Here is a 26,058-nt window from a genome sequence, read left to right as displayed (position 1 = left end):
GCTTTATGAATTTAGGGTGGTATCGCCAGGTCTTGGTCCCTTTTTGGGGCCAAGGCCTTTTTATATTTAAAGCTGTGTTAAAAAGTAGATCATTGATATACACCCTGTTGATTTGGGCGGAAGGCACGAAGACTCCTGCAGGAGGACGGGACAGGGGAGACCCCGCAGACGCTTTAGCGTCGAGGAGGCTTCCCGAACCGCCTGTCCCTGCGATGATTATTCCAAGAAGCAATCCTTAGTGGAGCGCAAATCAACAGTCCAGTTTAACACAGCCATATTTTAAAAAAATAATGAGGTGTCAACATGGCTAAGGAATTTGTAAAAGATGTTACCAGCATGGACGAGGATTTCGCCCAATGGTATACCGATGTTGTAACAAAAGCAGACTTAATTGATTATTCAAGTGTACGTGGATCAATGATTATCCGCCCTTATGGGTATGCACTTTGGGATAATATAAAAAATGAACTAGACCGCCGTATTAAAGAAACTGGGCATGAAAATGTCTATATGCCATTATTTATCCCTGAAAGCTTGCTCCAAAAAGAAAAGGATCATGTTGAAGGCTTTGCACCTGAAGTGGCGTGGGTTACACACGGCGGTTCTGAGGAACTTGCTGAGCGTTTAGTCGTGCGCCCAACATCTGAAGTTCTTTTTTGCGAGCATTATAGCAATATCATTCATTCATATAGAGATTTACCAAAGCTTTATAATCAATGGGCAAACGTTGTCCGCTGGGAAAAGACAACCCGTCCTTTCCTACGTACATTAGAGTTTTTATGGCAGGAAGGTCATACTGCACATGCGACCGATGAAGAAGCGATGGAAGAAACCATCAAAATGCTGAATGTCTATGCTGCAATTTGTGAAGAAATTCTTGCTATTCCTGTAGTAAAAGGTCAGAAGACGGAAAAGGAAAAGTTTGCTGGGGCAAAAGCTACTTTTACGATAGAAAGCTTAATGCATGATGGTAAAGCCCTTCAATCCGGAACTTCTCACCACTTTGGAACAGGTTTTGCAGAAGCGTTTGGAATTCAATACACGGACAAAGAGGGCAAATTGCAATATGTCCATCAAACATCATGGGGCTTCACAACAAGAATTATTGGAGCTTTAATCATGGTCCATGGCGACGACCGTGGTTTAGTTATTCCTCCAAAAGCGGCGCCAACTCAGGTAATGATAGTGCCAATCGCACAGCACAAAGAAGGAGTTCTTGATTTCGCTTATGATTTGAAGAAGTCACTATCCGGTGTTGCTCGTGTAGACATCGATGCAAGCGATAAAAAGCCAGGCTGGAAATTCAATGAATACGAAATGAAGGGAATTCCAGTTCGATTAGAAGTTGGACCAAAAGACATTGAGAACAAACAGGTAGTATTGGTAAGAAGAGATACATTAGAAAAAGTATTCGTTCCTTTGGATCAATTAGAAACCAAGCTTGTGGAATTACTCGATGATATCCAATCGAATTTATATAATAAAGCTTTGACGCACCGTGAAGAAAGAACATCTGTAGCTGTAACGCTGCCTGAATTAAAGGAAAAGCTTGAAGCCAAACCAGGCTTCATTAAAGCTATGTGGTGCGGAGAGCTTGCGTGTGAGGAGAAAATCAAAGAAGAAACGACAGCAACATCTAGATGTATTCCTTTTGAACAAGAACAAGTTTCTGAAACTTGTGTATGCTGCGGAAAAGAAGCAGATAAAATGGTTTACTGGGCAAAAGCATACTAATAAGTTCGTGGAGGCTCTTCCTTTTTGGAAGAGTCTTTATTAATAGACTTTCATGAAGCCCAAAATCTAAGGGAAAATGAAAAAGTGGTCTTCATGAAGGATTCATGAAACCAAAGTCGAAAAAGAAAAGAGAAAATAGTCCTCATGATTACAATAAAGGGGGAGAAAAAGTGAAACCAATATTACTAGAATTTCCAGAGGAGTTTACTTCAGAGAGATTACTAATCCGCAAGCCTTTGCCTGGAGATGGAAAATTTGTATATGAGGCAATACAAGCCTCACTGAAGGAACTAAAACCGTGGATGCCATGGGCACATATGAATCAAACAGAGCAAGATGTAGAAGCGAATATAAGAGATAGTATTGCAAAGTTTATAACCCGTGAAGATTTAAGATTACATCTATTCAATAAGAAAACCGGTGAATTTATTGGTTCATCAGGGCTTCATAGAATTAATTGGGATATACCAAAGTTTGAGATCGGCTATTGGATAGATACTCGGTTTTCTGGAAAAGGATATATAACGGAATCGACAGAAGCTATTACGAAATTTGCCTTTACCGAACTTAATGCTAAACGCGTTGAGATTCGTTGTGATTCACGAAATACCAAAAGTCGTGCAATTCCAGAAAAATTAGGTTTTACTCTTGAGGGAATCTTAAAAAATGATGGTATCTCAGTAGAAAGTAAGGAACCAAGAGATACATGTGTTTTTGCAAAAACAAAATAATACTATTTAATAAGAGAGGATTCCGGGAGTTTAAGGTCTTGGAAACTCTTTTTTTATATGAGAGCTTTAAAGTACATATCAATTAATACTTATATTTATCCAGTATAGTATAATTATGGAAGTAATAGAATTTTTGAAAGGGGATACACCATGACAAATTAGACAACGCTAATTTCTTTCATATCAAAGATATTGAAAAAGTTTCAGATGAAGAATTGTATAACAATCTCCTAAATGAATTCCCAGCGTGGTTAACCGAAGCTAAAAGCAAGGGAATACTTTGATTTGCTATACCATTAGTTCTAGGTATAGACAAATAATTTATTTAATGGGGAGCAAAAATAAATCCGATTTTACTAGAGTTTCCAGAAGAATTCGAGACAGAAAGATTGTTTATCCGTAAACCGTTACCAGGAGATGGCACAGCAGTCTATGAGGCAGTTCAAACTTCTTTGAATGAACTAAAACGATAGATGCCTTGGGCTCATAAAACCCAAACGGCAGAAGATATGGAAGCAAATATGCGTGATGCACATGCTAAGTTTTTAACCCGAGAAGACTTACGACTGCACCTCTACAAGAAAGATACAGGTGAATTTATCGGCTCATCCGGCTTACATAGAATTAAATGGGACATTCCGAGGTTTGAAATCGGTTATTGGATTGATACACGTAGGTATAATAGGGTACGCACTTACCGGTGAGGAATCAGGTAAAGCACCTGAGTTTATAAATAAGCGGAGAAATTCCGGTAAATTAGTAATTAGTATTAAAAAAAGCTTAATTAGACGAAGAGATTCCGCCTATTGGCTCGGAAAATTCGAAAATGGGGGATTTTGCTTTGCATTAAGCGGAAAACCACCGCTTATTTACCCCGAAACGAGCTCCATTTTGCATTTAACCGGAAAATCTCCGCTTATATTACTTTTGCCGGTTACTCGATTAAGGACAAGACATCTTAACTAAAAGAGAGTGAGTTTTTTGTGGCTGTGTTAATGAAGTTCTGGTTCGAATTAACCAAATTTAATGGTGTGTGATTTGCATCACTTACTCTAAGTGTGATTTCTCATATAATCACTATATAAACAGTGATAATTACATAAGGAGTGATAGTTTTGTTAGATCATAATACAATTGAAATCATTAAATCCACGGTTCCGGTACTTGAAAAACACGGGGAAACCATTACAACACGTTTTTATCAATTGATGTTTGGTAATCATCCTGAACTATTAAATATCTTTAACCATGCCAACCAAAAACAAGGGAAACAACAAAAAGCGCTTGCTGGTACGGTCTATGCTGCAGCACAATATATTGATAATCTTGAAGCAATCCTTCCTGTGGTGAATCAAATTGCTCATAAGCACAGAAGTCTTGGAATTAAAGCCGAACATTATCCGATTGTAGGAAAGCACCTTTTATTAGCGATTAAAGATGTACTTGGTGAGGCGGCTACCGATGAAATTATTGATGCGTGGGGTAAGGCATATGGCGTCATTGCAGATGTATTTATCAGTGTTGAAGCTGAAATGTATGAGGAAGCTTCCACACAACAAGGCGGATGGGATGATTTCCGGAGCTTTATTGTTGATCGGAAAGTGAAAGAAAGCGATGTAATTACATCCTTCTACCTAAAACCCGCGGACAATAAAGAAATTGCTCATTTTCTTCCAGGTCAGTATATTAGTATTAAACTTGAAATTGAGGGTCAGGAATATACACACATTCGTCAATACAGTCTGTCAGATGCTCCAGGAAAAGATTATTACCGTATTAGCGTAAAACGTGAGGCAGGGCCAGTAAACCCAGACGGAATGGTATCTAATTATCTTCATGACACAGTTACAGAGGGAGAAGTATTACAGGTAAGTGCTCCCGCTGGGGATTTTGTTCTCGATACCAAAAAAAATACTCCTGTTGTGTTATTAAGCGGAGGTGTTGGATTAACACCCATGTTGAGTATGTTAAAAACGGTGGTTGAAGTCCAGCCGCAAAGAAACGTAACGTTCATTCACGCTGCAGCCAATGGTAATGTTCATGCACTAAGAGAGGAAGTTGAATCCCTAACTTCTGTTGAAAATGTAAACTCTTACTTCTTTTATGATTCACCAACAGAAGAAGACCGTAGGAACAACAACTTTGATGTTGAAGGATATGTAACTCAGGACTGGCTTGTTAAGAACATTCCTACAATAGAAGCAGACTTCTACTTCTGTGGTCCCGTGCCATTTATGAAATCAATTAATTCTTCTTTAAAGAATTTAGGAGTTGTGGAAGAAAGAATTCACTTTGAATTTTTTGGACCAAAAGGCAGTTTAGAAGAAAGCGTGATGATAGAACCGGTTTCCGTTTAGGAAATCGTTTTTTTTCTGTCTTGAAAATTTGACTCATTCGGTAATTGTGATTAAATAAAAGGTAGAAATAGCCAGAAAGGATGAAGCTTGTGTGAATAAAAATGTCATAAGATCTGTAACCATGGTATCAGTATTTTTTTGCCTCCTCTGGCTGGTGGGACTTGGCTGGGCTGTAGCCGAATATTATGCAGGGAAACCGGATAGAATCCCTGAGAAACCCACTATAGAAAAGACAGCAGAGAAAAAGGATGGCTTGCATATTGTTGCTTTAGGTGATTCCTTAACTAGAGGAACTGGTGATGAATCCGGAAAGGGCTATGTAGGTGTCCTTATGGACGAAATAAAGGAAAAATCAAAGCAGGATGTCCGGCTGACCAATCTCGGCGTAAGCGGTCAACGGTCTGACCAACTTAAGGAGCAAATTCAGCAAACCGAAGTGAAGCGGCAGCTGCAAAGTGCTGATATGATTTTAGTAACAATGGGCGGCAATGATTTATTTAGAGGTGGACAAGCTTTACTAGAGTTTGAAACTGCTGATATTGCGGATATTGAAAAAAAATTCCTCGAGAATATGAATTTTATTTTTCAACAGATCCGTGCAAGCAATAGAGAAGCGAATGTCTTCTTCATCGGTTTATATAATCCCTTTATTGAATTAGAGCAGGGAAAAGAGATGTCAGCAGTTGTTCGACACTGGAACTATCAAAGTGCTGAATTAAGTGCAGCCTTTCCGAAGATCGTCTTTGTACCAACATTTGATCTTTTTGAGTTAAAGGTAAATGATTATCTGTATACTGACAAGTTCCATCCGAATACAAAAGGGTACCGTTTAATTGCTGAACGAGTGGCTTCATTGCTAACCTGGTAAGGAGACCGGCTATATGGAGAATATTACGTTATCTGTACATAATTTAAAAAAAGTCATTGGCAAAAAAGAAATCATTAAAGGAATTAGTTTTGAGTTAAAGGAAGGCGAGGTATTTGGTTTCTTAGGTCCTAATGGTGCAGGGAAAACGACAACCATCCGAATGCTGGTCGGATTAATTAAACCCACATACGGAAGTATTCATATTGACGGCTATAATATTGTCGAGCACTTTGAGGAAGCAATAAAGCATCTTGGCTGTATCGTTGAAAACCCTGAACTATATCCTTATTTGTCTGGTTATGACAATCTCCTCCATTTTGCACGTATGCTTGATGGAATAGGTGAAGAGCGAATCCGTGAGGTGACCGAACTAGTAGGTCTAAGAGATCGAATTCATGATAAAGTTAAAACCTATAGCTTAGGGATGAGACAGAGACTTGGGATTGCACAGGCCCTTTTAGGAAGACCTAAGGTATTAATACTTGATGAACCTACGAATGGATTAGATCCTGCTGGAATTAGAGAAATGAGGGAATTTATTCGTTTTCTTGCGGAAGAGGAAGGAATGAGCGTTCTTGTTTCAAGCCATCTATTAAGTGAAATTCAATTATTATGTGACCGAGTGGCAATCATATCTAGAGGAACCGTGATTAAGACCGATACAGTTCATAACTTGTTATCCAATCGTGAACGGGTAGTTTGGCGTTTCCATCCGCTTGAAAAGGGGAAAGAGGTGTTACGTTCCGTCACAACCATTGAAGAAAGGGATGATGGTACGATATCGACGGAATACAATGATAGGAAGACATCTGAGTGGAATAAAATGCTGGTGGAAGCGGGAGTATCCGTGACGGAGATGCACCGCAAAATGCCAGTATTAGAAGATTTGTTCCTCGAACTAACCGGGGGTGACTCGATTGAGTAAACTCATTCAAAATGAAATGATGAAACTGATTGCTAAAAAGCGTTTAGTTGTCATTGCAATTATCATCGGTATTTTGGTGGCATTATTTACGTATGCACAATATAAAGAGACTGAACGGCAAAGAGAAAAGTTAGGAACCGACGATTGGCGGACCATCATACAACAAACGATTATAGATCAGCAAAACCGAATCAGCAGCCCAAGGATTTCTGATGAATGGAAACAACAGCTCCAAATTGCCTTACAGCAAAATCAATATTATCTAGATCACGATATAAACCCATCAGAGCCAGGTGCTCCTACGTTTATGAGGATCTTTTTAGAGAATTCCATTGAATTATTCATTCCTTTAATGGTTATGGTAATTGCCAGTGATATCGTGTCTTCTGAGCACAGTCAAGGCTCTATTAAGCTCCTGTTGACGAGACCAGTTAAGAGGTGGAAGGTCCTTCTAAGTAAGTACATAACCCTAATTCTAGCGATTTCGTTAATTGTTGCCATTGCTGGACTGTTGTCCTATAGTATTTCGGGGCTGGTTTTTGGCTATAAAGGCTGGGGAGCGCCGGTATTGACTGGGTTTAGTGTAAGTGATTCGGGTTTAGATACTGCAAGCGTGAAGTTAATCGATCAATGGCAGTTTTTATTAATGGATTTTGGACTCGTTTGGCTAGTGGCCATCGTAGTCGGGACACTTTCATTCATGTTATCCGTTCTCATTCGAAGTACAGCGGCCGGCATGGGCGTGATGTTAGCAGCTCTAATTTCAGGTGCTATTCTTAGCAATATGGTATCTTCTTGGGAGTCAGCCAAATATTTCTTTATGGTAAATTTAAAATTAACAAACTACATGAATGGCAATCCACCTCCAATCGAAGGGATGACATTGTCCTTTTCAATGATGGTTCTTCTCGTCTGGTGGGCTGCCGGATTATTTGTTTCTTTTTATGTATTTACAACAAAGGATGTCTATTAAATTGGTTACTGGTATAAATACCAGAATCACGCATTCGGGTTTCAATGGAATATACTTGTAAATGCAAAACCACCTTTCACATTGAAAGGTGGTTTGCTGCCTGACATTGGGGGATACAGGCAAGTTTATAAGTTAGGGATGTTCTTTTCAATGGGAAAAGGGAGGGAATCCTGCTCCATTGTTTCAAACTAAATTACTGATTAGCAGTCATTTTCACTGGCTCTTTACTAACACCAAAGTGTTGTTTAATAATAAGGGAAGGACCGCCAAGGTTTAATAAATAACGGGCCTCAATTACTTGTTTCATAAAAGCAGCAAATAATCCAGATAATCTAAAATTACCAACTTTGCCTACAGCTGCAAAGTTTCCAATTGAGGCAACAGAACCTTTGTGATGATATTCAAAAGCTTTTAAGCTTCCTCCTCTCAGGGCAGCAACAATATTTTTTGCACACACATCAGCTTCATGCAGAGCAACTTGTGCAGTTGGAGGCAGTGTATTTTTTTCATCCTTCATAAATAAGGAACAGTCACCGATACTAAAGATGTTTTTCATACCTTTAACGCGGAGATACGAATCAATTGGGAGTTTACCTTTTTCAACTGGTAAACCACAGTTTTGAATAATTGGATTACCTTTCACACCACATGACCAAATTAAAGTACATGTTGGAATCTCGATATCATTTTCCAGAACCACTTTCCGAGGGGTACACTCTACTATTTTTGTAGACATATACATGTCAATATTAAACTTTTCTAATACTTCGGTTGTATATTTGATAGATTCTTTAGGGAAAAACGGTATAACCGATGGAGCTGCCTCGACAGCAACAATTTTTACTTCTTCGAATGGGACATCGTACTTTTTACAAAGCTTTGGAAGTCCTTCAGCTAGTTCACCTAGAATTTCAACTCCTGTAAATCCACCGCCAGCGACTACAAAGGTTAGACGTGAAGAATCCTTGTCCTCTTTATATTGATTTAATTGTCTTATGATTTGATTATAAATGGCTTTCGTGCTTCTAAAGCTTCGGATAGCAAAGGCATGTTCCTCAATACCAGGGATACCAAAGGTTTCAATATCAAAACCTAATGCAATTAAGAGGTAATCATATTTTACAGTCTGGCCGTCCTCAAGGTGTACGGCTTGCTTCTTAACATCAACACCCGTTACACTGCCCTTAATAAAGTTGGTTTTTTCAGGATTAATCAACTCTGGTATTTCCATCGCAATTTGACGATCGGCTGCAGTACCAGCTCCAGTTTTATGTAACTGTGTCGTAATATAGTGGTATTCATGTTTATTAATTAAAGTAACGTCTGCTTCTCCAGATTTTAGAAGTTTCTCAAGCTTCTTACTAGTGATGATACCTCCGTATCCGGCTCCTAAGATTACGATTTTTGGCTTATTCATATTAATCCCTCTCCCAACAATAAAAAAATTCTCTACGATTCATATTGTGAAATCCTTCACATTTGATTTTAAAAAATATAGAGCACTTCTGCTCAATACATTGTGAAATCTTTCACATACCTGCTATATTCATAGAATACGATACAATAAAGGAATAAACAAGTAGGTTATTTAATTAAAATTTGTCGAATTGGTAAATTTTTTTTCGACATAAGGGAATGATATATTCGTGCAAATTTAATTACTGGTTAAATTTTGAACGAATAAAGTAAAGAAAGTAGGAGATTGAAATGAAATTTAGATTGTTAATCATGATGCTAGGATTGTTACTCGCTATGCCAGGTTTTACATCAGCCAATGTTCAGACGCCGGATATCAGTGAAAAACCAGCTGAAAAAAGACCTGTACCAGGCTCACAGGAAAAAGAAGGGGACAAGGATTCAGAAGAATGTGACTGTGAAAAACAAGAGCATAGTCACAAACACTGGCAAGCAAAAATGGCTGAGCGTGAACAAAAATTGCTAGGGTGGGTGGACCAATATACTCCGGATAAAAAAGCAGAATGGACAAAGGTTTTAGCAGAGAAAAAAGAATTAAGAACGAAGTGGCTGAGTCCAGAAAATGCACAGAAGCGCGAAAAGTGGAAGCAAGAGAAAATGGCCAAAATCCAGGAGTTAAAGAAACAATTAGATGAGGGAAAAATCACAAAAGAGGAATTTGTTCAAAAAGCACATGGCGGTAAGGCTATGGGGCATTGGAAAACCTTCCATGAACTTAAGGCTGCTGTTGAGGCGAGGAACGATAAACAGGCTGCTGAGCTATTAAATCAATTGCTAGAACAATCCAAACAACATAACGAGAAGATAAAAGCAATGTTAGCAGAATAATCTGGATAGCAAAGTAAGACACCAAACCCTTTATCGATTTGGTGTCTTTTCAATTTCCTCTACATTCACTAGGATATAATCCTTATAATACACGATTAACTCATTCGTGGAGTGTACAGCTTTTTGGATAACGCTATGGTTACAGCAAAAAAGGGGAATATCTATCGAGCCGTCATGAAAGATCATAAAAGTAAATTCATTGGATAAAGGAGATTCTTCACTCCGAATACTTACAAACTTTCCTTTGAATGAGGAGAGATTCTTGATATTTTCGTTTTCTGCTTTTCTTGCTTGAAGAAGGAATTTGTTATTTACCTGTTGAAATAAATTTCTTAAAAAGATTAGCAGTGCAATAAAGCCGGAGAGTATTACTGCCACCATGTAGGTTTCAGGGATGGTGGGAATCGAAATGGAAATTCCGAAAAATAAAAGGGCAGCAAATAAATGAACATACATTTAAGAACACCTTCTTTTTATGGGGATGGAATGGTGTATTTTTATAATTGTCTATATATTTAGAATACTATAAATTCTTGGTATCGTAAATTGAAATAATTAATTCCTGTTAAAAAGATAAATCTAAGGGAACATTTAAGGAGTGATGTAATAAAGGAGGGATTTGCGGGTGGCAAGAAATCGCATGCTTTTGACAACAGCCGCTTTAGGGGCAGCTTATTTACTTAGAAATGATAAAACGAGGAAGAAGTTAGTCAATCAACTTCAAGCATTTGCTGATAAGTCGCGGAGATAAAAAATGCAAGCTGCCCATGCAGCTTGCACTTATTTTTTTAGGTCAATTTTTCTTTTTGTGCTTCTTTCAAGTCATCCTGAAACTCTTCTTTGATGTCATTTGTAATTCCTTCTGTTGCACGCTTGAATTCACGGATCGACTTACCGACAGCACGACCAATCTCAGGCAGTTTATTCGGTCCAAAGATAATTAAAGCAAGGACTAGGATTAAGATTAATCCGGGTACACCAATGTTTGAAAGCATAACGAGTTCTCCTTTTTATATAACTAAATTAGATTGAACATAATGGTACAAAAGCTTTGCGGTATTTTCAATCGATGATTCATGTGTGCGTTCAAAAGCATGTGAAGAATCAATCCCTGGACCAATTAGGCCGTGTACAATATCATGTCCAGAACGAATCGCTGCTGAGGCGTCGGACCCATAGAAAGGATAGATATCGAGTTTGTATTCAATATTGTTTTCTTCTGCAAGCCGTACTAAGTTTTTACGTAGTCCGTAATGGTATGGTCCGCTGGCGTCCTTCACACAGATAGAAACCGTGTATTCATCGGTTGCTTGGCCATCACCCATAGCCCCCATATCAACCGCTAAGTACTCAACCGTTTCAGGGGTGATATTAGAGTTTCCGCCATATCCAATCTCCTCATTGTTTGAGATTAAGAAATGTGTTGTGTATGGTAATTGGATATTTTCCTCCTTTAATTGTTTGATTAATTGTAAAAGAATCGCCACGCTGGCTTTATCATCTAAGTGACGTGATTTAATAAATCCGCTTGGAGTAACCTCTACCCGTGGATCAAAAGAAACGAAATCGCCAACCTCAATTCCTAGGGCTCTAACATCAGCCGCATTATGTACTTTTTCATCAATTCGGACTTCCATATTTTCTTGGTTGCGCTCTGCTTTTCCAGCGTCCTTATAAACGTGGACAGAGGTCTGGCGCATAAGGATCGTTCCAGTGAATTTTTTACCGCTGCTCGTTTCGATTTGGCAATATTCACCCTCGATTGAGTTGTATTTAAATCCGCCGATTAAGTCGATTTTTAATCGTCCGTTTGACTTTATTTCCTTGACCATGGCACCAAGTGTATCCACATGTGCAGTAAGCATGCGGTGTTGACTTGAATCATTTCCATCTAATGTTGCGATTAGACCGCCTTTGCGGTTTCTTTTTGTTTCAACTTTTAATTCTGCGAGGTATTTTTCTACGTAGGAAATCACTTCATTGGTATTTCCTGATGGACTCGGGATTGATACTAAATCCACAAGCAATTTCATTGTTTCTTCTGTGTTTTTATTTGTCAAAGCTAAATCCCCTTTCTGGTTAACACTCTTACCTATTATAACATCATATTTAAAAATCAATCTAAAAAACAAAAACCGTCAACTTTTTCGTTCGTTCTGCATAGTTTTGAAAGTGATGGATTATTCCCTGGAAGTATGGTTAGAAACCTAGGGAACTGGGAATATAAGGGATGTTTCTAAATTATCAAATAATTAAAGGGTTGTGGGGGAGAAATATGACCAGGCTTGAACTGTATCACAAAAAGACGAAGCAATTTCCTTGGAAGGGACCATTTTTTTTCATTCTTACTTTTCTCATAGTGACAATGGGCTTCTTCGTGTTTCGATATTATTATCAAAGTTCAATCAAAATTGAATCGCCAGAGGAAAATCTAGGTTCCAAAGTGGTTGTCCATCTTCCAGACGGAAAAGAGGTTTTTACTTATGAAAATTATATATTTGAAAAGGACGGAAGGACTTACTATAAGGGAGAGCGTAACACGATTGATTTAACTGGAGGAACAGTTACGTATGAAAATTGGGAATAACAAAAAAGACTAGGAGCCTAGTCTTTTTTGTTTATTTGAACCAGCCTTTTTTCTTAAACCACAGCGCCATCCCCAAACCGACAAGGAACATTAAGAATAAGGTAACAAAGTAACCATACTTCCATGTTAATTCAGGCATATAGTTAAAGTTCATCCCATAAATGCCTGCGATAAAGGTAAGGGGCATAAAAATGGTAGTAATAACAGTAAGGACCTTCATCACACGATTTGTTTGATGTGCATTTAAAGAAATATAGCTGTCACGGATATCTGTTGCTAGTTCTCGATTGGCTTCAACCATTTCCGTTAGCTTTAAAAGATGATCATGAATGTCAGAGAAGTATTCAATTTTTATTTTCATGCCTGTCATCCGCTGCGAGTTTATGATTCGATAAATCAGATCTCTCATTGGAGTCACTGTATGTCTTAATGATAGGAGATCATGTCTTGTATCAAAAAGATTCTCTAACAAGGCTTCCATTGATCTCCCCTTAGAATTCTCATCTATTTCATTTAAGGTATCTTCCACTTGATAGACAAGTGGGAAGTAATTGTCCACCATTTTGTCTAAAACATGGTATAACACTTGAGAAGGACTCCACTTTTTAGGCTTTGTTGAAAGAGATAGTCTGTCCCATACTTCATCAATTTCAGGAGATGGGTGGTGGTGAAAGGTAACAATAAAATCTTCTGCAAGGAAAAAGTCAATTTCTTCTTTTGTTAAGGTGCGTGGATTTAAAGCTTGTGTAACAAAAAAAGTATAATCCTCATAGTAGTCTAACTTTGGCCGCTGAAGGGTGAAGATACAATCTTCAATAGCTAGTGGATGGAAGTGAAGGGGATCATGAAGAACCTTAATTTCACTTTCCTCTGGTTGTTGAAAATCAATCCAATACCATAAATAATCTCCCTGTATTAATTCTGTTGGTTCTAGGCCGTGTATTAATTGAAAATCTCGATCGACGGCAATGGTTTTAATCATGTTAAACACCTTATTTCATTTTCGATTGTATAGTATTCCATTACATAATCATAACGATATATGGCGCTTTTTTCAAAGATAGGATTAACCTTTAGAGAGGAAAAAGTATAGTACAGGCTCTTATCGGAATTGGATGGTGGGTATGAATCGATATTTTTTATATTTAAAAATGCAAAAGGAAAATGTTGATCCCATCGGTTTTGGATTGCGCTACCGCAGCAGGAATATGGGAAATGATGATTGGAAAACTTGGCAGAAATTATACCCAACCATAAAATTTAAAGTTAATATCGACATTAATATATCAGACACAGGATTAGTGCAATAATAAAGGCATTCCTTAATTGGAATGCCATAAGTATTTCTATACTGTCTGTTCAGATTTTTTTCTCATAGTCTTCGGGATATAAACGCAGAATGGTTCACTTTCCATATAGTCACCGGTTACTGCAAATGTCCTTGAACGAGACCCGCCGCAGATTTTGTTGAATTCGCAGACTCCGCATTTACCTTTATAGTTGTCTGGCTGTCTTAGGTCTTTAAAGACTTTTGCTTCACGATAAATCTCAGCCAAAGGAGTTTCACGGATATTACCGCCAACAATAGGAAGCAAGCCGCTTGGCATTACATCCCCAATATGGTTAACGAATACAAAGCCATTTCCATCATTTACACCCTTAGGTGCACGTTTTAAGCCATCGTGCATTGAAGCAAAATCCGTTGTGATGGAATCTTCGTAGTGAATTTCACCTCTATTGATCAATTGATCACGTGCTTTTTCCTGTAAAACGACACGGCGATAATGCTGAGCAGCCGTTGTTTTAATATCATACGGAGCCGTTTTGCTTAGCTCATATAACCAACGGAAAACTTTTTCGTGCTCTGCAGGTGTGATACACGCATCCATTTGACCGCGTCCTGTTGGAACTAGTAAGAATATGTACCACATGACCGCACCAAGGTCTTCTACTAGTTTAGACATTTGTTGAAGATGGTCAAAATTGTAACGAGAGATAACAGTATTGATTTGCAAAGGCATTCCCAATTCGTTTAAGTACTTAATTTTTTCAATCGTCAGATCGAAGGAACCTGGTACTCCGCGGAACTTGTCATGAATCTCTGCTGTCGGTGCATCAAGACTTAAGCCCCAGCGTGAAAGACCAACTTCCTTTGCACGCTGCATTTTTCCCTTCGTAACATTCGGAGTTGCACTAGGAGTCATACTAACGCGCATCCCTTTTTTCACTGCATAGTCAGCAAGTTCAAAAAGGTCTTCTCGCATCATACAATCTCCGCCTGAGAATACAAGCATCGGATTATCCATTTCATAGATTTGATCGATTAAGTTAATTCCCTCTTCATGCGTTAATTCACGGGGATCTGGAGTCAGCTGGGCATCAGCGCGGCAATGAACACATTTTAATTGGCATGCACGTGTTACTTCCCAGATTACAATAAATGGGTTAACGTCATAATCAATTTTTTTCATTCCATGCGGATGCCCCATTGCATGAGGATGTCCTTTACTTATTCCTTGCATAGTTATCACCAAAATTCATAATATTTTTAAAACCAATTAAAAACCATTAAAAATGTTTCTATAGGTTTATTATAAATTTGACTTTTCGTTGTGCATGAAAGGATTGTTACAATATTTCATATGGTTTGTTACAATTTTTCTACATTCTCACTTTCAAAAAAACACCAAACTCTTACTATCTATTTTGTTTTTAATTGGTAAAGTGTACGGAAATCCTTGGTGTATAAGGGCTAGAAGCATTTCTATTGTTTGTTACGAGAGGGTTTTCATTTCCATATCAGGGATATACTTCCTAGATATCCATATGTTGAGGATATTAACAAATAGGTTCTCTCCTTTATGATAAATTTATCAACAAATAGAGGAGTGCAACAATGAAAAAACATTTACTGACAGTCGCGGCAGCTGCCGGCATTATGTTTACAACTTTTGGTGGATCTGTAAGTGCACATGAGAATGTCTATACAGTTAAATCAGGGGACTCGCTTTGGAGAATCTCGCAAAATAATAATATATCAGTTTCAAATCTAAAAGCTTGGAATAAACTTTCTAGCGACAGCATCTATGTGAATCAAACACTATCATTATTGGCACCTCACTCGCATGAAACTCAATCTGCTTCTACTTACACGGTACAATTAGGGGATACTTTATGGGGGATTTCCACGCGGCATAAGCTGACAGTGACACAGCTTAAACTCTTAAATAACATGACTAGTGATACCATTTATGCAGGACAAGTCCTTAAAGTTTCTGGTGCAGCTGCAACTCCAGCTCCAGCGCCAATTTCTACTGTTTCAAAAGCGCAAATGGTCATTACAGAAGCTAAGAAATATATTGGCACGCCTTACCTGTGGGGTGGAATTACTCCAGCTGGTTTTGATTGCAGCGGCTTCTCAAGATACGTTTTTGAAAAAGTAGGAATTTCTCTTCCTAGGACAGCAGCAACACAATTTTCAGGCCTAAAACCTGTTAGCAGCCCGAGCCCTGGTGACCTTGTTTTCTTTACCACATATGCACCTGGTCCGTCTCATCTAGGAATTTATATTGGAGATAACAAATTTATCCATGCTGGTACATCAACAGGCGTAACGATTACCGACATGAATAATCCATATTGGAAACCTAGATACCTAGGAGCTAGAACAGCATTTTAATAGAATCTACATTAACCTTTATCAAGCGATAAAGGTCTTTTTTTGTCAAAATATCTGAATATTTATGGTTTATGAAAGGTGCATTTACCTTTATACTTAAATGTAGAGTAAATTAGATTAGGAGAAATCAATGTCTAAAAGAATCCTAAGCATATCATTATTATTGATAGTCATTGCAATTGGCTTTTTACAAAAAGATGAATTACTTATATTAATCAAGGAAGGCGGAATGCTTTCTATTTTCATTAGCATGCTGTTTGTAGCCATATGTGTGTTTTTTCCTGTCATACCTTTCCCTGTCTTAGCAGGGGTCATCGGAGGCGTTTTTGGAACCACTCAAGGAGTAATCGTTTCCTTGACGGGAGCCATGGCGGGAACAATGGCTTTCTTCTTTTTAAGCAGGTACGGTTTCCGGGATTACGCACAATCTAAGATAATCAACTATCCGAAAGTCCAGGAATACGAAGAGTTTCTTAATCGAAATTCTTTTGTTGCGATTCTAACCTGCCGTTTGATTCCCATTATCCCATCGCCTGTTGTTAACATCATTTGCGGATTAAGCAAGGTGAATTGGGTAACGTTTTTTACTTCCTCCACGATTGGAAAAATTCCAAACATCCTAATCTTGTCCTATGCTGGTGCGTCTTTTAGCAGCAATAAAATATTCTCTGTTGCGTTATATGGAGGTTATATTCTGATCATTTTCATCGTTAACTTTATCATCATGTATCGTAAAATGAAATCTGTGGACTAAACAATGTATTTTACTGGAAGCTCTTTTTCTTCAATCGTAATGACTTCTTTAAAAAAGCTTTTTAAAATGAACCATCGTGCTGGATAGGTATTAATAAAATCTTCCATTACTATTGGTGAGTAATGAATCAAACAATCAAGATAGTTTCTATGCTTTTTCAGATCATGTAATAGTGCATGCGGAATGGTGTAGTAGTCATAAAGTTGGTAAGGATTTAACTTTACGACTTCAATTTTATGTTGTTGAATGTAAGGTAAAATAGATTGTTCTTGAAGTTTAAAGCTTTCTTCCTTCGACAGCCCATTTAAACTGATCCTATCATTAATAAAATATATTCCCTTCATACCATGACACCTCTTTCTTCTAGTGTTTGGTATTGTTATTGACAGGGTTGAAGCGAAGTATACTTCAGGACCAATAAGATAGTAGTTTATTCCTAATTTTGGAAGGTGATGGAACATGTCTAGTTGGGAAAAAGATGGTTTTACTCTTAGTACTAATAAGCAATATCTTGATACCGATGTGATTCACCATTTTTTAAGTGTTGATTCATACTGGGCCAAAGGGATTACGATGGAAAAAGTAAAGAAAGCGATTGAGAAATCCTCGATATGCTTTGGAATGTATGAGGGAGACCCTGCAACAGGGGAGGCAAAGCAAATTGGTTTTGTCCGGGCGGTTACCGATTTTGTACGATTTGCTTGGATAATGGATGTGTTTGTCCTCCCCGAATATAGGGGAAGAGGCTTATCAAAATGGATGATGGAAACCATGGTCGAGCAATCCGAACTAAAAGATGTTCGGAAAATGATGTTATGTACCTACGACGCACATGGATTATATGAACAATATGGTTTTCAGACACTCGATGACCCAGAAATTTTTATGCAAAGAAAAATATAGGATATCGTAAAAACGGCTGTCTGCTAATTGGTAGACAGCCAGTATTATTATGATTAGGAGAGACAAAATGTTAAGTGCCGCAATTCATGGATTTATTTTAGCCTTTGGGCTGATTTTACCTTTAGGGGTACAAAATGTTTTTGTATTTAATCAGGGAGCGCTACAGTCGAAATGGACAAACGCATTACCAGTGGTGTTAACAGCTGCACTATGTGATACACTCTTAATTTCATTGGCGGTCCTAGGAATTTCTGCAGTGGTGCTAGAAATCAGCTTCTTAAAAGTAGCGTTGAGTATCATTGGAATTGCTTTTTTACTTTATATGGGCTATGTAACATGGAAAAGTATACCTAATTCAGAGGAAAATAACGTTCAATTATTTTCAGCGCGGAAACAAGTTACCTTTGCCGTGTCTGTTTCATTGTTAAATCCACATGCCATTATGGATACGATTGGTGTAATCGGAACTAGTTCACTAACGTACACAGGGATAGAAAAGACAATTTTTACGATTGTGTGTATTTTCGTTTCTTGGTTATGGTTTATTGGATTATCGATAGTAGGTAGATTGGCAGGAAAACTGGATCAAAGTGGCAAATTCATTAATACGTTAAATAAAATATCTGCAGTAATCATGTGGGGAACTGCAGTGTATCTAATGTTTTCGTTTTAAAAAATTTTACCCGGCAAACTGCCGGGTGATGGAAATAATCTATAAAATAAAAGGGGGGAGGATTGGTTCTGTTACTGAACCTATTACTATAATAGGGGGAAAATATGAACAAATTATGAAGGAAAAATGAATAGATTCGTAAATCTGTGGAGGAGAAAACAATGAAAGATTTCCATTGCTGTGCTACCTGCAGACATTTTAAAGCTGAAAGAAAATCAAATTCAATGTTTTATTATTGTAGTCGTTTAGGATATGAAACGAAAACAAATTATAAATTTAACTGCTGGAGTCCAAAAAAGAGCATAATAGAGTTAATGGAGAAATTAAAGAAGAGTTGAAAAAGGGGTTTTGCGAAATGGCAAATACACACGTATTTTCACGTAAAGAGGAGGTTGCTAATTCGATTACGCACGGCATTGGTGCAATGCTAAGTATTGCTGCTTTGGTCATACTAATAGTCTTTTCCTCCCTGTATGGAACGGCTTGGCATATTGTAAGCTTTACAATCTATGGAGCGTCCATGTTCATCTTATATATATCCTCTACATTGGTACATGGTTTTCCAGAAGGTAAAGCCAAAGACATATTTGAAATCTTTGACCATTCCTCTATCTACTTTTTTATTGCAGGAACGTATACCCCATTCTTGCTCGTTGTGATCAGAGGTCCTTTAGGCTGGTCATTGTTTGGGGTAGTCTGGGGACTGGCAATTGCCGGTACCATTTTTAAATGTTTCTTTGCAAAGAAATACTTATTTACCTCGACCATTCTTTATGTGGTAATGGGCTGGATGATGGTGTTTGCGTGGAATCCATTAGCAGCTAGGCTTCCTTCTGAGGGGGTGATATTTTTAATGATTGGCGGTCTCCTGTACACATTTGGGGCCATTTTTTATGTATGGCGCGGCTTCCGCTATCACCAAGCAATTTGGCATTTATTCGTCATCGCAGGTACAGTGCTTCACTTTTTCTGCGTATTGTTTTATGTATTACCAATAAAATAGTGGATTCAAAAAGGCGTCTGGTTAAATGTATAATGGTTCCGTTATGAGGTACTTTTTCTTTTAGTTGTGATATCTTGTTCTTAATTGAGTAACTAGCAAAAGTATAATAAGCGGAGATATTCCGGTTAAATGCAAAATGGAGCTTGTTTCGGGGGATATAAGCGGAGGTTTTCCGCTTATTCAAAGAAAAATCTCCCATTTTCGAATCTTTCGAGTCAATAGGCGGAATCTCTCCGTCTATTTATGCTTTTTTTAATAATATTTACTTATTAAGCGGAATTTTTCCGTCTATTTATCAGCTCGGGTGTTTTTACCTGATCCCTCAGCATAAAGAAAAAGACGTATGCCAATTCATACGTCTTTTCTAGTGCCTATTAATAAGAATGCACCCGAAATTGTAACACTTTACTAAAATGATCCGACGCCTTTTTCTCATTAATTTTTCTTCATCGCAAAGTAGGTATCCATCACTCTTCTCCCGATCAGGAAGTTTGCTCCGTTATCGGTTGTTCCTTGATAAGCCCAAGGGACGATTACAGCCATTGCTACTTCGGGATTGGTGCTTGGTGCATAAGTAACTAAGCTTAAATTCATAACCGGAGGCGGCTCCTTTCCAAACTTTGCGCGTTCTGGCCCATCGTAAAATGCCTCAGCCGTACCAGTTTTACCAGCAGGAGAATAAGGGACGCCGGCAAACCGTTTAAAGGCTGTTCCTCCTGGCTCCTGGAATACCTTTTTAAAGCCTAATTGGACCCGCTCCATCCATTCAGGTTCAGCATCAATGGTATTGAGGACAGTCGGTTTAATTTCTTGAAAAAACTGGACCGATTTCATCTGTATTATTATCAATAGGCTCACGTATTTCCTTTACAATATGCGGTTTCATCCGTTTTCCGCCATTTGCAATCGTTGAAATATATTGTGCTAACTGCATAGGAGAATACGTGTCATATTGTCCAATAACTAAGTCCATTATATGACCAGGGAGCCGGCTTGGCCCCTTTAGTCCACTAGATTCATTTGGTAAATCAATACCTGTTCTAGAACCAAGTCCAAAGCTTGCAAAAGAATTTCGTATGATTTCAACCGTATTTGGATCAAGACTTAAAGGCTGCTCATATTGGTAATTCCCTTTACCAATTTTAATGGCAGTATGGAACATATAAACGTTTGATGATAATTTTAACGCATCGACATCATTCAGCGTCCCTAAATAGGAATAAGACTTTTTCAGTGGAGTGTCCTTGATTTTAATACCTGTGTCATTAATACGAGTTCCTGGTTTAAGAACACCTGTCTTAAAACCTGTTAAAACCGTAGCACCTTTGACAGCAGAACCTACATTATAGGTAGTGGTAATGGTGCCTAATGCGTCGTCCTGCATTTCTAATTGTCCGGTCTCTGGATTCTTAACGATTCTTTTTCCCGCCATGGTTAAAACGGCGCCATTATTCGGATTCATTAACACGACATAGGCGCGGTCCAAAAGTGAGGTATTAGGTGTTCTTTTCAGTCCCCAAAGTTCTTCTTCAATGATTTTTTCTACCGCTCTTTGTAAATCCATGTCAACGGTCAGGACAAGGTCCTTTCCTCTTTTCCCATCCGTAACCACTTCAGTTTCAATCACATTCCCTTGCTTATCTGTTATCGTTTTAACCTTTGATTTGTGTCCATGGAGGACATCTTCGTATTGCAGTTCGAGCTGGCTTTTTCCAACTCTGTCATTCCGGTTGTACCCTAATGATAAAAAATGATCCAGCCGGTCCGCAGGCAGACCTTCCTCGGTTTTCGTGACGTTCCCCAGGATTGATTTCAATGTTTGATCAAAAGTATAGGAACGATCCCAGTCTGTCGTAGTGTCAACACCCGGAAGAGATTGTAGATTTTCACTGACAATTGCGAATTCCTCAGGTGTGACATCTTCATTTTTAACGATTTGCGGGGTGAATTTATAACCGCTCGAAAATTCAAGATAGATAGACCAGACTTCTAACTCTTCTGGGGTTAATGTACTTAATTCTTCCTCGGTAATTCGTTCAATCTTTAATTTATATAAATCATTATCTTTTAATTTTTTTTCTTTAAATAAATCTACTTCTTTTTTGGTGATTTTTGCATCGGCTTTTTCCGGATTTTTGAGAATCCAAAGATCCTTTTTTTCTCGCTGTGTCATCTTATCATGATTCTTAACAATTAATTGTGCTAATTTTTCAGCACTATCCAGCATCTCTTTCTGGCTGGCTCCCATATTTGTGTATGTAATTGCTCGTTTTGGAACATTGTCAACGATGACTCGGTAATTACTATCAAACATTTTTCCCCGGGGTACTGGGTTGTTAATCGTAATATCTTCTTTTCGCTCCAACTCTCGTTTGAAATTTTCCCCGTACACAATTTGAACAAATCCCAGACGCAAAATGAGGATGGAAAATAACAAAAATACACTGAAAAATAGCAGATTGAGGCGGATTGGAAAATGAGATTTCTTCCTTTTCTTTTTCTCCAAATTTTTTCACATCCTTGGATACTTTTTGGTTAGTATGTCCTCATAAGAGAATTGGTAATTATTTATTATTTTACGGTTATATTTGAAGAAATGTAAAGGATTTCCTCCTCGATTGTGACCTCTCATAATACAGAGGATTTGAAATGCTAATTATGTAAAATTGATAAGAAACATTCCGAGGCTTATGGTTTATAGAAAAAATTTAGTATTGACGATTGAGTGGATATATCATATAGTATTAGTAATAAAATATTTCCTTTTAAAGGGGAGTAGCTGGACAATAAAGTCGTCATTCCGAGAAGTAATTTTCTCCGGCTTTATTGGCAACGTGACGTTGTTAGCAAGACCTTTACTGCAAAACGGTAAAGGTCTTTTTGTGTTTATGAGGCCTTTACCGGGATAAAAGCGAAATTCGCTTTTATCGTAGGTAAAGGCTTTTTTATTGCAGCAAAGGGATATTTTAGAAAAAAACTTACTTTATAGGAGGATTTATTAATGGACTTTTCTCTTTTGCTGGAATACGGATGGGTATTGTTGGTGTTAGTGGCACTTGAAGGATTATTAGCAGCAGACAATGCCTTAGTGCTTGCCATCATGGTTAAGCATTTACCGGAGGAAGATCGTAAAAAAGCACTGTTTTATGGATTAGCCGGAGCGTTTGTATTTCGATTTGCGTCACTATTTATTATTTCTTTCCTCGTCGATGTATGGCAGGTTCAAGCCATTGGAGCACTTTACCTTTTGTTTATGGCAGTTAATCATATTGTCAGAAAATTGGTTGTCAAAGGAAAATCAGAAAGTACCCAAAAAGAGAAGGCAGTTAAGAAAAGTGGATTTTGGTCAACTGTTTTTAAGGTTGAATTAGCAGATATTGCCTTTGCAGTAGATTCCATTTTAGCAGCTGTTGCACTTGCAGTCGTACTTCCAGACACACCGCTTCCTAATATTGGCGGTTTAGATGGTGGCAAATTCTTGGTTATATTTGCCGGTGGAATCATCGGTCTTGTGATCATGCGTTTTGCAGCAAATCAATTTGTTAAATTATTAGAAAGAAGACCGGGTCTTGAAATAGCGGCATTTGGTATCGTAGGCTGGGTTGGTGTTAAGCTTGCTGTTTACACACTTTCACATCCGTCGCTCGCTGTATTAAGTGAAGAATTTGCCCATTCTACAGAATGGAAAATAACGTTTTATGCCGTGTTAGTGGGAATTGCAGCAGCTGGCTGGTTCTTTTCAAAGGATGAAGTTGCAGAGAAGGCAAAATTAGATTCGAAAGCCTCATAATTTACTCGTGATAAAGGAAACTTAGAATAATAAGATTCGAAAGGAAGCTGCATTCAAATCGAGTGCAGCTTTTTTTTTCAGTAAAAAAAGCTGATTATGGGTATGAATAAGGTATACATATATTTTTATGGAGGTGTAAGCCTTACACCATGTAAGGTGAGCCATTGACAATCATAAATCTTCTATTAATTGCATTATTAATTGCGTTAACTGGATATTTTGTCGCGACTGAATTTGCTATCGTGAAGGTACGGGGATCTAGGATCGAACAATTAATCGCAGAAGGGAAAAAAGGGGCTGAAGCAGCTAAACATGTAACCACCCATCTTGATGAATATTTATCAGCCTGTCAGCTTGGAATCACAGTTACAGCTTTAGGTCTTGGCTGGCTGGGAGAACCTACTGTTGAGAGTCTGTTGTTTCCTTTATTTAAGCGGCTGGAGTTAAATGAGGCGATTTCCCATGTTTTATCATTTGGTTTAGCATTTGCTTCGGTTACGTTTTTGCATGTCGTAATTGGGGAGCTTGCTCCTAAAACAGTTGCTATCCAAAGAGCAGAACAAATTACACTTTGGACGTCTAAGCCATTGATATGGTTTTATAAAATCATGTATCCATTTATTTGGGTATTAAATAATTCCGCACGTGTCTTGGTGGGCTGGTTTGGGTTCAAATCCGTTTCTGAAAATGAATTAGGACTTTCAGAGGAAGAACTTCGAATTCTATTGTCTGAAAGCTATGAAAGTGGAGAAATCAACAAAAGCGAACTGGAGTACGTGAACAATATTTTTGAATTTGATGAAAGAATTGCCAAAGAAATCATGGTTCCAAGAACAGAAATGGTTACTTTGAATATGAATGACAGTATTGAAACGGTGAGGGATGTTATAAAACGAGAGAAATATACACGATACCCTGTCGTGGTTGATGGAGATAAGGATCATATATTAGGACTTATAAATATTAAAGAAATCTTAACGGAAGAAATTAAGAGGGAAGAAATCCTGAAGGAAAGCACCTTGCAGCAAATGTTAAAACCTGTAATTCGCGTCATTGAATCCATTCCTATTCATGATTTGCTGGTTAAAATGCAAAAGGAACGATCCCATATGGCCATTCTGCTAGATGAATATGGAGGGACTTCAGGATTGGTAACCGTTGAGGATATATTAGAGGAAATCGTCGGTGAAATTCGTGATGAATACGATACCGATGAAGTAGCAGAAATTCGAAAAATCAATCCGGATCACTATTTATTCAATGCCAAAGTATTAGTGGGTGAAGTAAATGACATCTTAGGTACCAATCTATCGGTCGAGGAAGTGGATACAATTGGCGGTTGGTTCCTCACTCGAAACTTTGATGCAAAAAAGGGCGACCAGATTGAGGAAGAAGGTATCATCTTCACTGTAAAAGAAATTCAAGGACATCATATCCTATTAATAGAAGCAAGAAAGGTTTTTACGGCAGAACAAAAAACATAAACAAGCAATTCCGCCTATTGGGGAATTGCTTTTTCAACAATGTCAAGAATAGTGTGTTAATTCTTGAAAAAAAGTTTGACAATTTTGTGAACACAGTCAATAATTAATATATAGAAAGGGGATACGTTGTTATGAGGGGAAGAGAGAAAATACTTAATGCTGTTAAGTATGTTGGCCTAACTGTTTTATCTATTGGAATATTGGCTTTTATTGCAGGGTTATTTGTAAACGGTTACAGCATTTTGATTCCTGTTGGTATTGGAACATCCGTTGGTGCCGTATTTATTTTTCTAATTGGTGTATTCTTAGTTGTAACAGATGAAATGTTAGAAAAATCATTTATAGGGACGAAAGTAGATCCGATTAAATCAAAAAAAGGAGCACCTATTCAATAGGTACTCCTTTCTTCATTACATATCCCAAATCATAGCCAGTAATGTTCCGAATACTGTTACGAGTGCTATGATTAAACCGTAAAACACATTTGTGTAGATGGCACCTTTATCCTTTGTTTCTCCGGCATGCATAAAGACAACTAACTGGAGGTCCCGCTTGAATGAATGCTGTGACAAGAAGGATTGTCATGCCTGCTGCAAAGGACATATCTAGGAAGTAAACTGCTAATGCAACAGTTGTAAGGAGTAAAGAGAATACAAAACCAAGTACTTGTTTCATCGGAAATAATTGGCTCATATTACATCATTCCTTTCAAATAGATGAAGCTGAAGATGAAAATCCAAACGACATCTAAGAAATGCCAATAAAGGGAAAAGATAAATGCTTTATTGGTTGTTTGTGGAGTTAGTCCACGTTTTTTAACTTGCAACATTATGAATAATCCCCAAAAAAGGCCAACTGTAACGTGCGCTCCATGTGTGCCTAATGTTGTTAAAAGGATCGATGTAAATGCACTGGTTTGAAGTCCGGCCCCAACATGTACATAGTGCATAAACTCATAAATCTCAACACTTAAGAATCCAAGTCCAAGTACTAAGGTAATCGCAAAAAATGCCATCATTGCTCTTTTGTTACCGATTCGCATGGCATGAATACCTAGACCAATGGTAAAACTGCTGGTTAAAAGTAAAATCGTTTCAATTAACACTGGTGTAATTTCAAAAATTTCTGCTCCCGTAGGACCATTACCCGTGCGATCCACTAATGTGAAATATGAGGCAAAAAGAGTGGCAAAAAGCATTATCTCGGCCCCAAGGAAGATCCAAAATCCTAAGATTTTTAAGCTGTTTTCCTCGGTACTATATTCTAATGGAAGCGAGTTATCTATTTTCATTT

General features: G+C 37.9%; 26 protein-coding genes, 4 pseudogenes and 1 other annotated feature (1 of these 31 cut by a window edge). Of the genes and pseudogenes, 20 read left to right on the top strand and 10 right to left on the bottom strand.

What is annotated here, in order from left to right; all coding sequences use genetic code 11:
- Window positions 1–44 (top strand) — a binding site (T-box leader) (it extends 175 nt beyond the left edge of the window).
- Window positions 45–303: 259 nt separating this feature from the next.
- The 8 genes and pseudogenes from proS to QFZ28_RS18205 all read left to right on the top strand — a co-directional run bounded on the left by proS (window position 304) and on the right by QFZ28_RS18205 (window position 7,588).
- Window positions 304–1,734: a proline--tRNA ligase gene (gene proS / locus QFZ28_RS18240; protein WP_307195964.1), complete on the top strand. Its 1,431-nt coding sequence runs from the start codon at window positions 304–306 to the stop codon at window positions 1,732–1,734.
- Between the two features lie 170 nt (window positions 1,735–1,904).
- A complete protein-coding gene (locus QFZ28_RS18235; protein ID WP_307195963.1) occupies window positions 1,905–2,465 on the top strand; it encodes a GNAT family N-acetyltransferase in 561 nt (186 codons plus the stop codon).
- Window positions 2,466–2,623: 158 nt separating this feature from the next.
- Window positions 2,624–2,749: pseudogene (locus QFZ28_RS18230) on the top strand (VWA domain-containing protein); the annotation flags it as partial.
- Window positions 2,750–2,806: 57 nt separating this feature from the next.
- Window positions 2,807–3,139: pseudogene (locus QFZ28_RS18225) on the top strand (GNAT family N-acetyltransferase); the annotation flags it as partial.
- A 441-nt stretch (window positions 3,140–3,580) separates the two neighbouring features.
- Window positions 3,581–4,822 carry an NO-inducible flavohemoprotein gene (gene hmpA, locus QFZ28_RS18220; protein ID WP_307195962.1) on the top strand — a complete coding sequence of 414 codons (1,242 nt, stop codon included), beginning with the start codon at window positions 3,581–3,583 and terminating at the stop codon, window positions 4,820–4,822.
- A gap of 121 nt (window positions 4,823–4,943) precedes the next feature.
- The gene (locus QFZ28_RS18215; protein WP_307195961.1) at window positions 4,944–5,690 is read left to right on the top strand and encodes an SGNH/GDSL hydrolase family protein; all 747 of its coding nucleotides are present in this window, start codon (window positions 4,944–4,946) and stop codon (window positions 5,688–5,690) included.
- A 13-nt stretch (window positions 5,691–5,703) separates the two neighbouring features.
- Window positions 5,704–6,615 (top strand): ABC transporter ATP-binding protein, encoded by a 912-nt coding sequence (locus QFZ28_RS18210; protein WP_307195960.1) that lies wholly within the window; start codon window positions 5,704–5,706, stop codon window positions 6,613–6,615.
- Entirely contained in the window at window positions 6,608–7,588 is a 981-nt protein-coding gene (locus QFZ28_RS18205) for an ABC transporter permease (RefSeq protein WP_307195959.1), read from the top strand. Before QFZ28_RS18210 ends, QFZ28_RS18205 begins: the two co-directional genes overlap by 8 nt.
- Window positions 7,589–7,781: 193 nt before the next feature.
- On the opposite strand, the gene QFZ28_RS18200 is transcribed toward QFZ28_RS18205, so the two are convergent.
- Entirely contained in the window at window positions 7,782–9,005 is a 1,224-nt protein-coding gene (locus QFZ28_RS18200) for an NAD(P)/FAD-dependent oxidoreductase (RefSeq protein WP_307195958.1), read from the bottom strand.
- Window positions 9,006–9,295: 290 nt separating this feature from the next.
- Between QFZ28_RS18200 and QFZ28_RS18195 the strand changes: the two genes are divergently transcribed.
- Entirely contained in the window at window positions 9,296–9,892 is a 597-nt protein-coding gene (locus tag QFZ28_RS18195; protein WP_307195957.1) for a hypothetical protein, read from the top strand.
- A 30-nt stretch (window positions 9,893–9,922) separates the two neighbouring features.
- On the opposite strand, the gene QFZ28_RS18190 is transcribed toward QFZ28_RS18195, so the two are convergent.
- Window positions 9,923–10,348, bottom strand: a complete 426-nt coding sequence (locus tag QFZ28_RS18190; RefSeq protein WP_307195956.1) for a hypothetical protein — start codon at window positions 10,346–10,348, stop codon at window positions 9,923–9,925.
- A 169-nt stretch (window positions 10,349–10,517) separates the two neighbouring features.
- On the opposite strand from QFZ28_RS18190, the gene QFZ28_RS18185 reads away from it, so the two are divergent.
- Complete coding sequence (locus tag QFZ28_RS18185) at window positions 10,518–10,643, top strand: hypothetical protein (RefSeq protein WP_307195955.1); 126 nt, start codon at window positions 10,518–10,520, stop codon at window positions 10,641–10,643.
- 37 nt (window positions 10,644–10,680) lie between these two features.
- Here the strand turns inward: QFZ28_RS18185 and tatA are convergent, their stop codons facing one another.
- Window positions 10,681–10,887 carry a twin-arginine translocase TatA/TatE family subunit gene (tatA, locus tag QFZ28_RS18180; RefSeq protein WP_307195954.1) on the bottom strand — a complete coding sequence of 69 codons (207 nt, stop codon included), beginning with the start codon at window positions 10,885–10,887 and terminating at the stop codon, window positions 10,681–10,683.
- Window positions 10,888–10,902: 15 nt separating this feature from the next.
- Window positions 10,903–11,925, bottom strand: a complete 1,023-nt coding sequence (locus QFZ28_RS18175; protein WP_373428149.1) for a M42 family metallopeptidase — start codon at window positions 11,923–11,925, stop codon at window positions 10,903–10,905.
- Window positions 11,926–12,167: 242 nt separating this feature from the next.
- Between QFZ28_RS18175 and QFZ28_RS18170 the strand changes: the two genes are divergently transcribed.
- Window positions 12,168–12,479: a hypothetical protein gene (locus QFZ28_RS18170; protein ID WP_307195952.1), complete on the top strand. Its 312-nt coding sequence runs from the start codon at window positions 12,168–12,170 to the stop codon at window positions 12,477–12,479.
- A gap of 31 nt (window positions 12,480–12,510) precedes the next feature.
- Here the strand turns inward: QFZ28_RS18170 and corA are convergent, their stop codons facing one another.
- On the bottom strand, window positions 12,511–13,461 hold the full coding sequence (gene corA / locus QFZ28_RS18165; protein WP_307195951.1) for a magnesium/cobalt transporter CorA: 951 nt from the start codon (window positions 13,459–13,461) through the stop codon (window positions 12,511–12,513).
- Window positions 13,462–13,630: 169 nt separating this feature from the next.
- Here corA and QFZ28_RS18160 point away from each other — a divergent pair, with 169 nt between their 5' ends.
- A complete protein-coding gene (locus QFZ28_RS18160) occupies window positions 13,631–13,789 on the top strand; it encodes a Ger(x)C family spore germination C-terminal domain-containing protein (RefSeq protein WP_307195950.1) in 159 nt (52 codons plus the stop codon).
- 36 nt (window positions 13,790–13,825) lie between these two features.
- Here the strand turns inward: QFZ28_RS18160 and QFZ28_RS18155 are convergent, their stop codons facing one another.
- Window positions 13,826–14,968, bottom strand: coding sequence for a TIGR04053 family radical SAM/SPASM domain-containing protein (locus tag QFZ28_RS18155; protein ID WP_373428148.1), 1,143 nt, complete (start codon window positions 14,966–14,968; stop codon window positions 13,826–13,828).
- A gap of 407 nt (window positions 14,969–15,375) precedes the next feature.
- Between QFZ28_RS18155 and QFZ28_RS18150 the strand changes: the two genes are divergently transcribed.
- The gene (locus QFZ28_RS18150) at window positions 15,376–16,158 is read left to right on the top strand and encodes a C40 family peptidase (RefSeq protein WP_307195948.1); all 783 of its coding nucleotides are present in this window, start codon (window positions 15,376–15,378) and stop codon (window positions 16,156–16,158) included.
- A gap of 130 nt (window positions 16,159–16,288) precedes the next feature.
- The gene (locus tag QFZ28_RS18145; RefSeq protein ID WP_307195947.1) at window positions 16,289–16,912 is read left to right on the top strand and encodes a TVP38/TMEM64 family protein; all 624 of its coding nucleotides are present in this window, start codon (window positions 16,289–16,291) and stop codon (window positions 16,910–16,912) included.
- Here QFZ28_RS18145 and QFZ28_RS18140 read toward each other — a convergent pair.
- The gene (locus QFZ28_RS18140) at window positions 16,909–17,256 is read right to left on the bottom strand and encodes a hypothetical protein (RefSeq protein ID WP_307195946.1); all 348 of its coding nucleotides are present in this window, start codon (window positions 17,254–17,256) and stop codon (window positions 16,909–16,911) included. The genes QFZ28_RS18145 and QFZ28_RS18140 overlap by 4 nt on opposite strands.
- A gap of 115 nt (window positions 17,257–17,371) precedes the next feature.
- Here QFZ28_RS18140 and QFZ28_RS18135 point away from each other — a divergent pair, with 115 nt between their 5' ends.
- The 3 genes from QFZ28_RS18135 to trhA all read left to right on the top strand — a co-directional run bounded on the left by QFZ28_RS18135 (window position 17,372) and on the right by trhA (window position 19,491).
- Window positions 17,372–17,815, top strand: a complete 444-nt coding sequence (locus QFZ28_RS18135; RefSeq protein WP_307195945.1) for a GNAT family N-acetyltransferase — start codon at window positions 17,372–17,374, stop codon at window positions 17,813–17,815.
- 67 nt (window positions 17,816–17,882) lie between these two features.
- Window positions 17,883–18,488, top strand: a complete 606-nt coding sequence (locus QFZ28_RS18130; protein ID WP_307195944.1) for a LysE/ArgO family amino acid transporter — start codon at window positions 17,883–17,885, stop codon at window positions 18,486–18,488.
- A 355-nt stretch (window positions 18,489–18,843) separates the two neighbouring features.
- Window positions 18,844–19,491 carry a PAQR family membrane homeostasis protein TrhA gene (gene trhA, locus QFZ28_RS18125; protein ID WP_307195943.1) on the top strand — a complete coding sequence of 216 codons (648 nt, stop codon included), beginning with the start codon at window positions 18,844–18,846 and terminating at the stop codon, window positions 19,489–19,491.
- Window positions 19,492–19,926: 435 nt separating this feature from the next.
- On the opposite strand, the pseudogene QFZ28_RS18120 reads toward trhA, so the two are convergent.
- Window positions 19,927–21,997, bottom strand: a pseudogene (locus tag QFZ28_RS18120) (peptidoglycan D,D-transpeptidase FtsI family protein).
- A 495-nt stretch (window positions 21,998–22,492) separates the two neighbouring features.
- Here QFZ28_RS18120 and QFZ28_RS18115 point away from each other — a divergent pair.
- From QFZ28_RS18115 to QFZ28_RS18105, 3 genes are all read left to right on the top strand, one after another.
- Window positions 22,493–23,281, top strand: coding sequence for a TerC family protein (locus tag QFZ28_RS18115; protein WP_307195942.1), 789 nt, complete (start codon window positions 22,493–22,495; stop codon window positions 23,279–23,281).
- A 164-nt stretch (window positions 23,282–23,445) separates the two neighbouring features.
- Window positions 23,446–24,765: a hemolysin family protein gene (locus QFZ28_RS18110; protein ID WP_307195941.1), complete on the top strand. Its 1,320-nt coding sequence runs from the start codon at window positions 23,446–23,448 to the stop codon at window positions 24,763–24,765.
- A gap of 131 nt (window positions 24,766–24,896) precedes the next feature.
- Complete coding sequence (locus tag QFZ28_RS18105) at window positions 24,897–25,160, top strand: hypothetical protein (RefSeq protein WP_307195940.1); 264 nt, start codon at window positions 24,897–24,899, stop codon at window positions 25,158–25,160.
- A gap of 15 nt (window positions 25,161–25,175) precedes the next feature.
- Here the strand turns inward: QFZ28_RS18105 and qoxD are convergent.
- Window positions 25,176–25,458 (bottom strand): annotated as a pseudogene (qoxD, locus tag QFZ28_RS18100) (cytochrome aa3 quinol oxidase subunit IV).
- Between the two features lies 1 nt (window position 25,459).
- Window positions 25,460–26,056: a cytochrome aa3 quinol oxidase subunit III gene (gene qoxC / locus QFZ28_RS18095; protein ID WP_307195939.1), complete on the bottom strand. Its 597-nt coding sequence runs from the start codon at window positions 26,054–26,056 to the stop codon at window positions 25,460–25,462.
- Window positions 26,057–26,058 lie beyond the last annotated feature (2 nt).

The sequence above is a fragment of the Neobacillus niacini genome (assembly GCF_030817695.1).
Taxonomy (GTDB): domain Bacteria; phylum Bacillota; class Bacilli; order Bacillales; family Cytobacillaceae; genus Neobacillus; species Neobacillus niacini_F.
This window is presented reverse-complemented; position numbering and strand designations above follow the sequence as displayed.

Coding starts and splice junctions, on each gene's coding strand:
- QFZ28_RS18170 (WP_307195952.1), top strand. CDS start 12,168: ATGACCAGGCTTGAACTGTATCACAAAAAGACGAAGCAATTTCCTTGG.
- QFZ28_RS18105 (WP_307195940.1), top strand. CDS start 24,897: ATGAGGGGAAGAGAGAAAATACTTAATGCTGTTAAGTATGTTGGCCTA.
- QFZ28_RS18160 (WP_307195950.1), top strand. CDS start 13,631: ATGCAAAAGGAAAATGTTGATCCCATCGGTTTTGGATTGCGCTACCGC.
- QFZ28_RS18130 (WP_307195944.1), top strand. CDS start 17,883: ATGTTAAGTGCCGCAATTCATGGATTTATTTTAGCCTTTGGGCTGATT.
- QFZ28_RS18150 (WP_307195948.1), top strand. CDS start 15,376: ATGAAAAAACATTTACTGACAGTCGCGGCAGCTGCCGGCATTATGTTT.
- qoxC (WP_307195939.1), bottom strand. CDS start 26,056: ATGAAAATAGATAACTCGCTTCCATTAGAATATAGTACCGAGGAAAAC.
- QFZ28_RS18190 (WP_307195956.1), bottom strand. CDS start 10,348: ATGTATGTTCATTTATTTGCTGCCCTTTTATTTTTCGGAATTTCCATT.
- QFZ28_RS18135 (WP_307195945.1), top strand. CDS start 17,372: ATGTCTAGTTGGGAAAAAGATGGTTTTACTCTTAGTACTAATAAGCAA.
- QFZ28_RS18215 (WP_307195961.1), top strand. CDS start 4,944: ATGGTATCAGTATTTTTTTGCCTCCTCTGGCTGGTGGGACTTGGCTGG.
- corA (WP_307195951.1), bottom strand. CDS start 13,461: ATGATTAAAACCATTGCCGTCGATCGAGATTTTCAATTAATACACGGC.
- proS (WP_307195964.1), top strand. CDS start 304: ATGGCTAAGGAATTTGTAAAAGATGTTACCAGCATGGACGAGGATTTC.
- QFZ28_RS18140 (WP_307195946.1), bottom strand. CDS start 17,256: ATGAAGGGAATATATTTTATTAATGATAGGATCAGTTTAAATGGGCTG.
- QFZ28_RS18155 (WP_373428148.1), bottom strand. CDS start 14,968: ATGGGGCATCCGCATGGAATGAAAAAAATTGATTATGACGTTAACCCA.
- trhA (WP_307195943.1), top strand. CDS start 18,844: ATGGCAAATACACACGTATTTTCACGTAAAGAGGAGGTTGCTAATTCG.
- QFZ28_RS18200 (WP_307195958.1), bottom strand. CDS start 9,005: ATGAATAAGCCAAAAATCGTAATCTTAGGAGCCGGATACGGAGGTATC.
- QFZ28_RS18175 (WP_373428149.1), bottom strand. CDS start 11,925: ATGAAATTGCTTGTGGATTTAGTATCAATCCCGAGTCCATCAGGAAAT.
- QFZ28_RS18195 (WP_307195957.1), top strand. CDS start 9,296: ATGAAATTTAGATTGTTAATCATGATGCTAGGATTGTTACTCGCTATG.
- QFZ28_RS18210 (WP_307195960.1), top strand. CDS start 5,704: ATGGAGAATATTACGTTATCTGTACATAATTTAAAAAAAGTCATTGGC.
- QFZ28_RS18145 (WP_307195947.1), top strand. CDS start 16,289: ATGTCTAAAAGAATCCTAAGCATATCATTATTATTGATAGTCATTGCA.
- QFZ28_RS18115 (WP_307195942.1), top strand. CDS start 22,493: ATGGACTTTTCTCTTTTGCTGGAATACGGATGGGTATTGTTGGTGTTA.
- tatA (WP_307195954.1), bottom strand. CDS start 10,887: ATGCTTTCAAACATTGGTGTACCCGGATTAATCTTAATCCTAGTCCTT.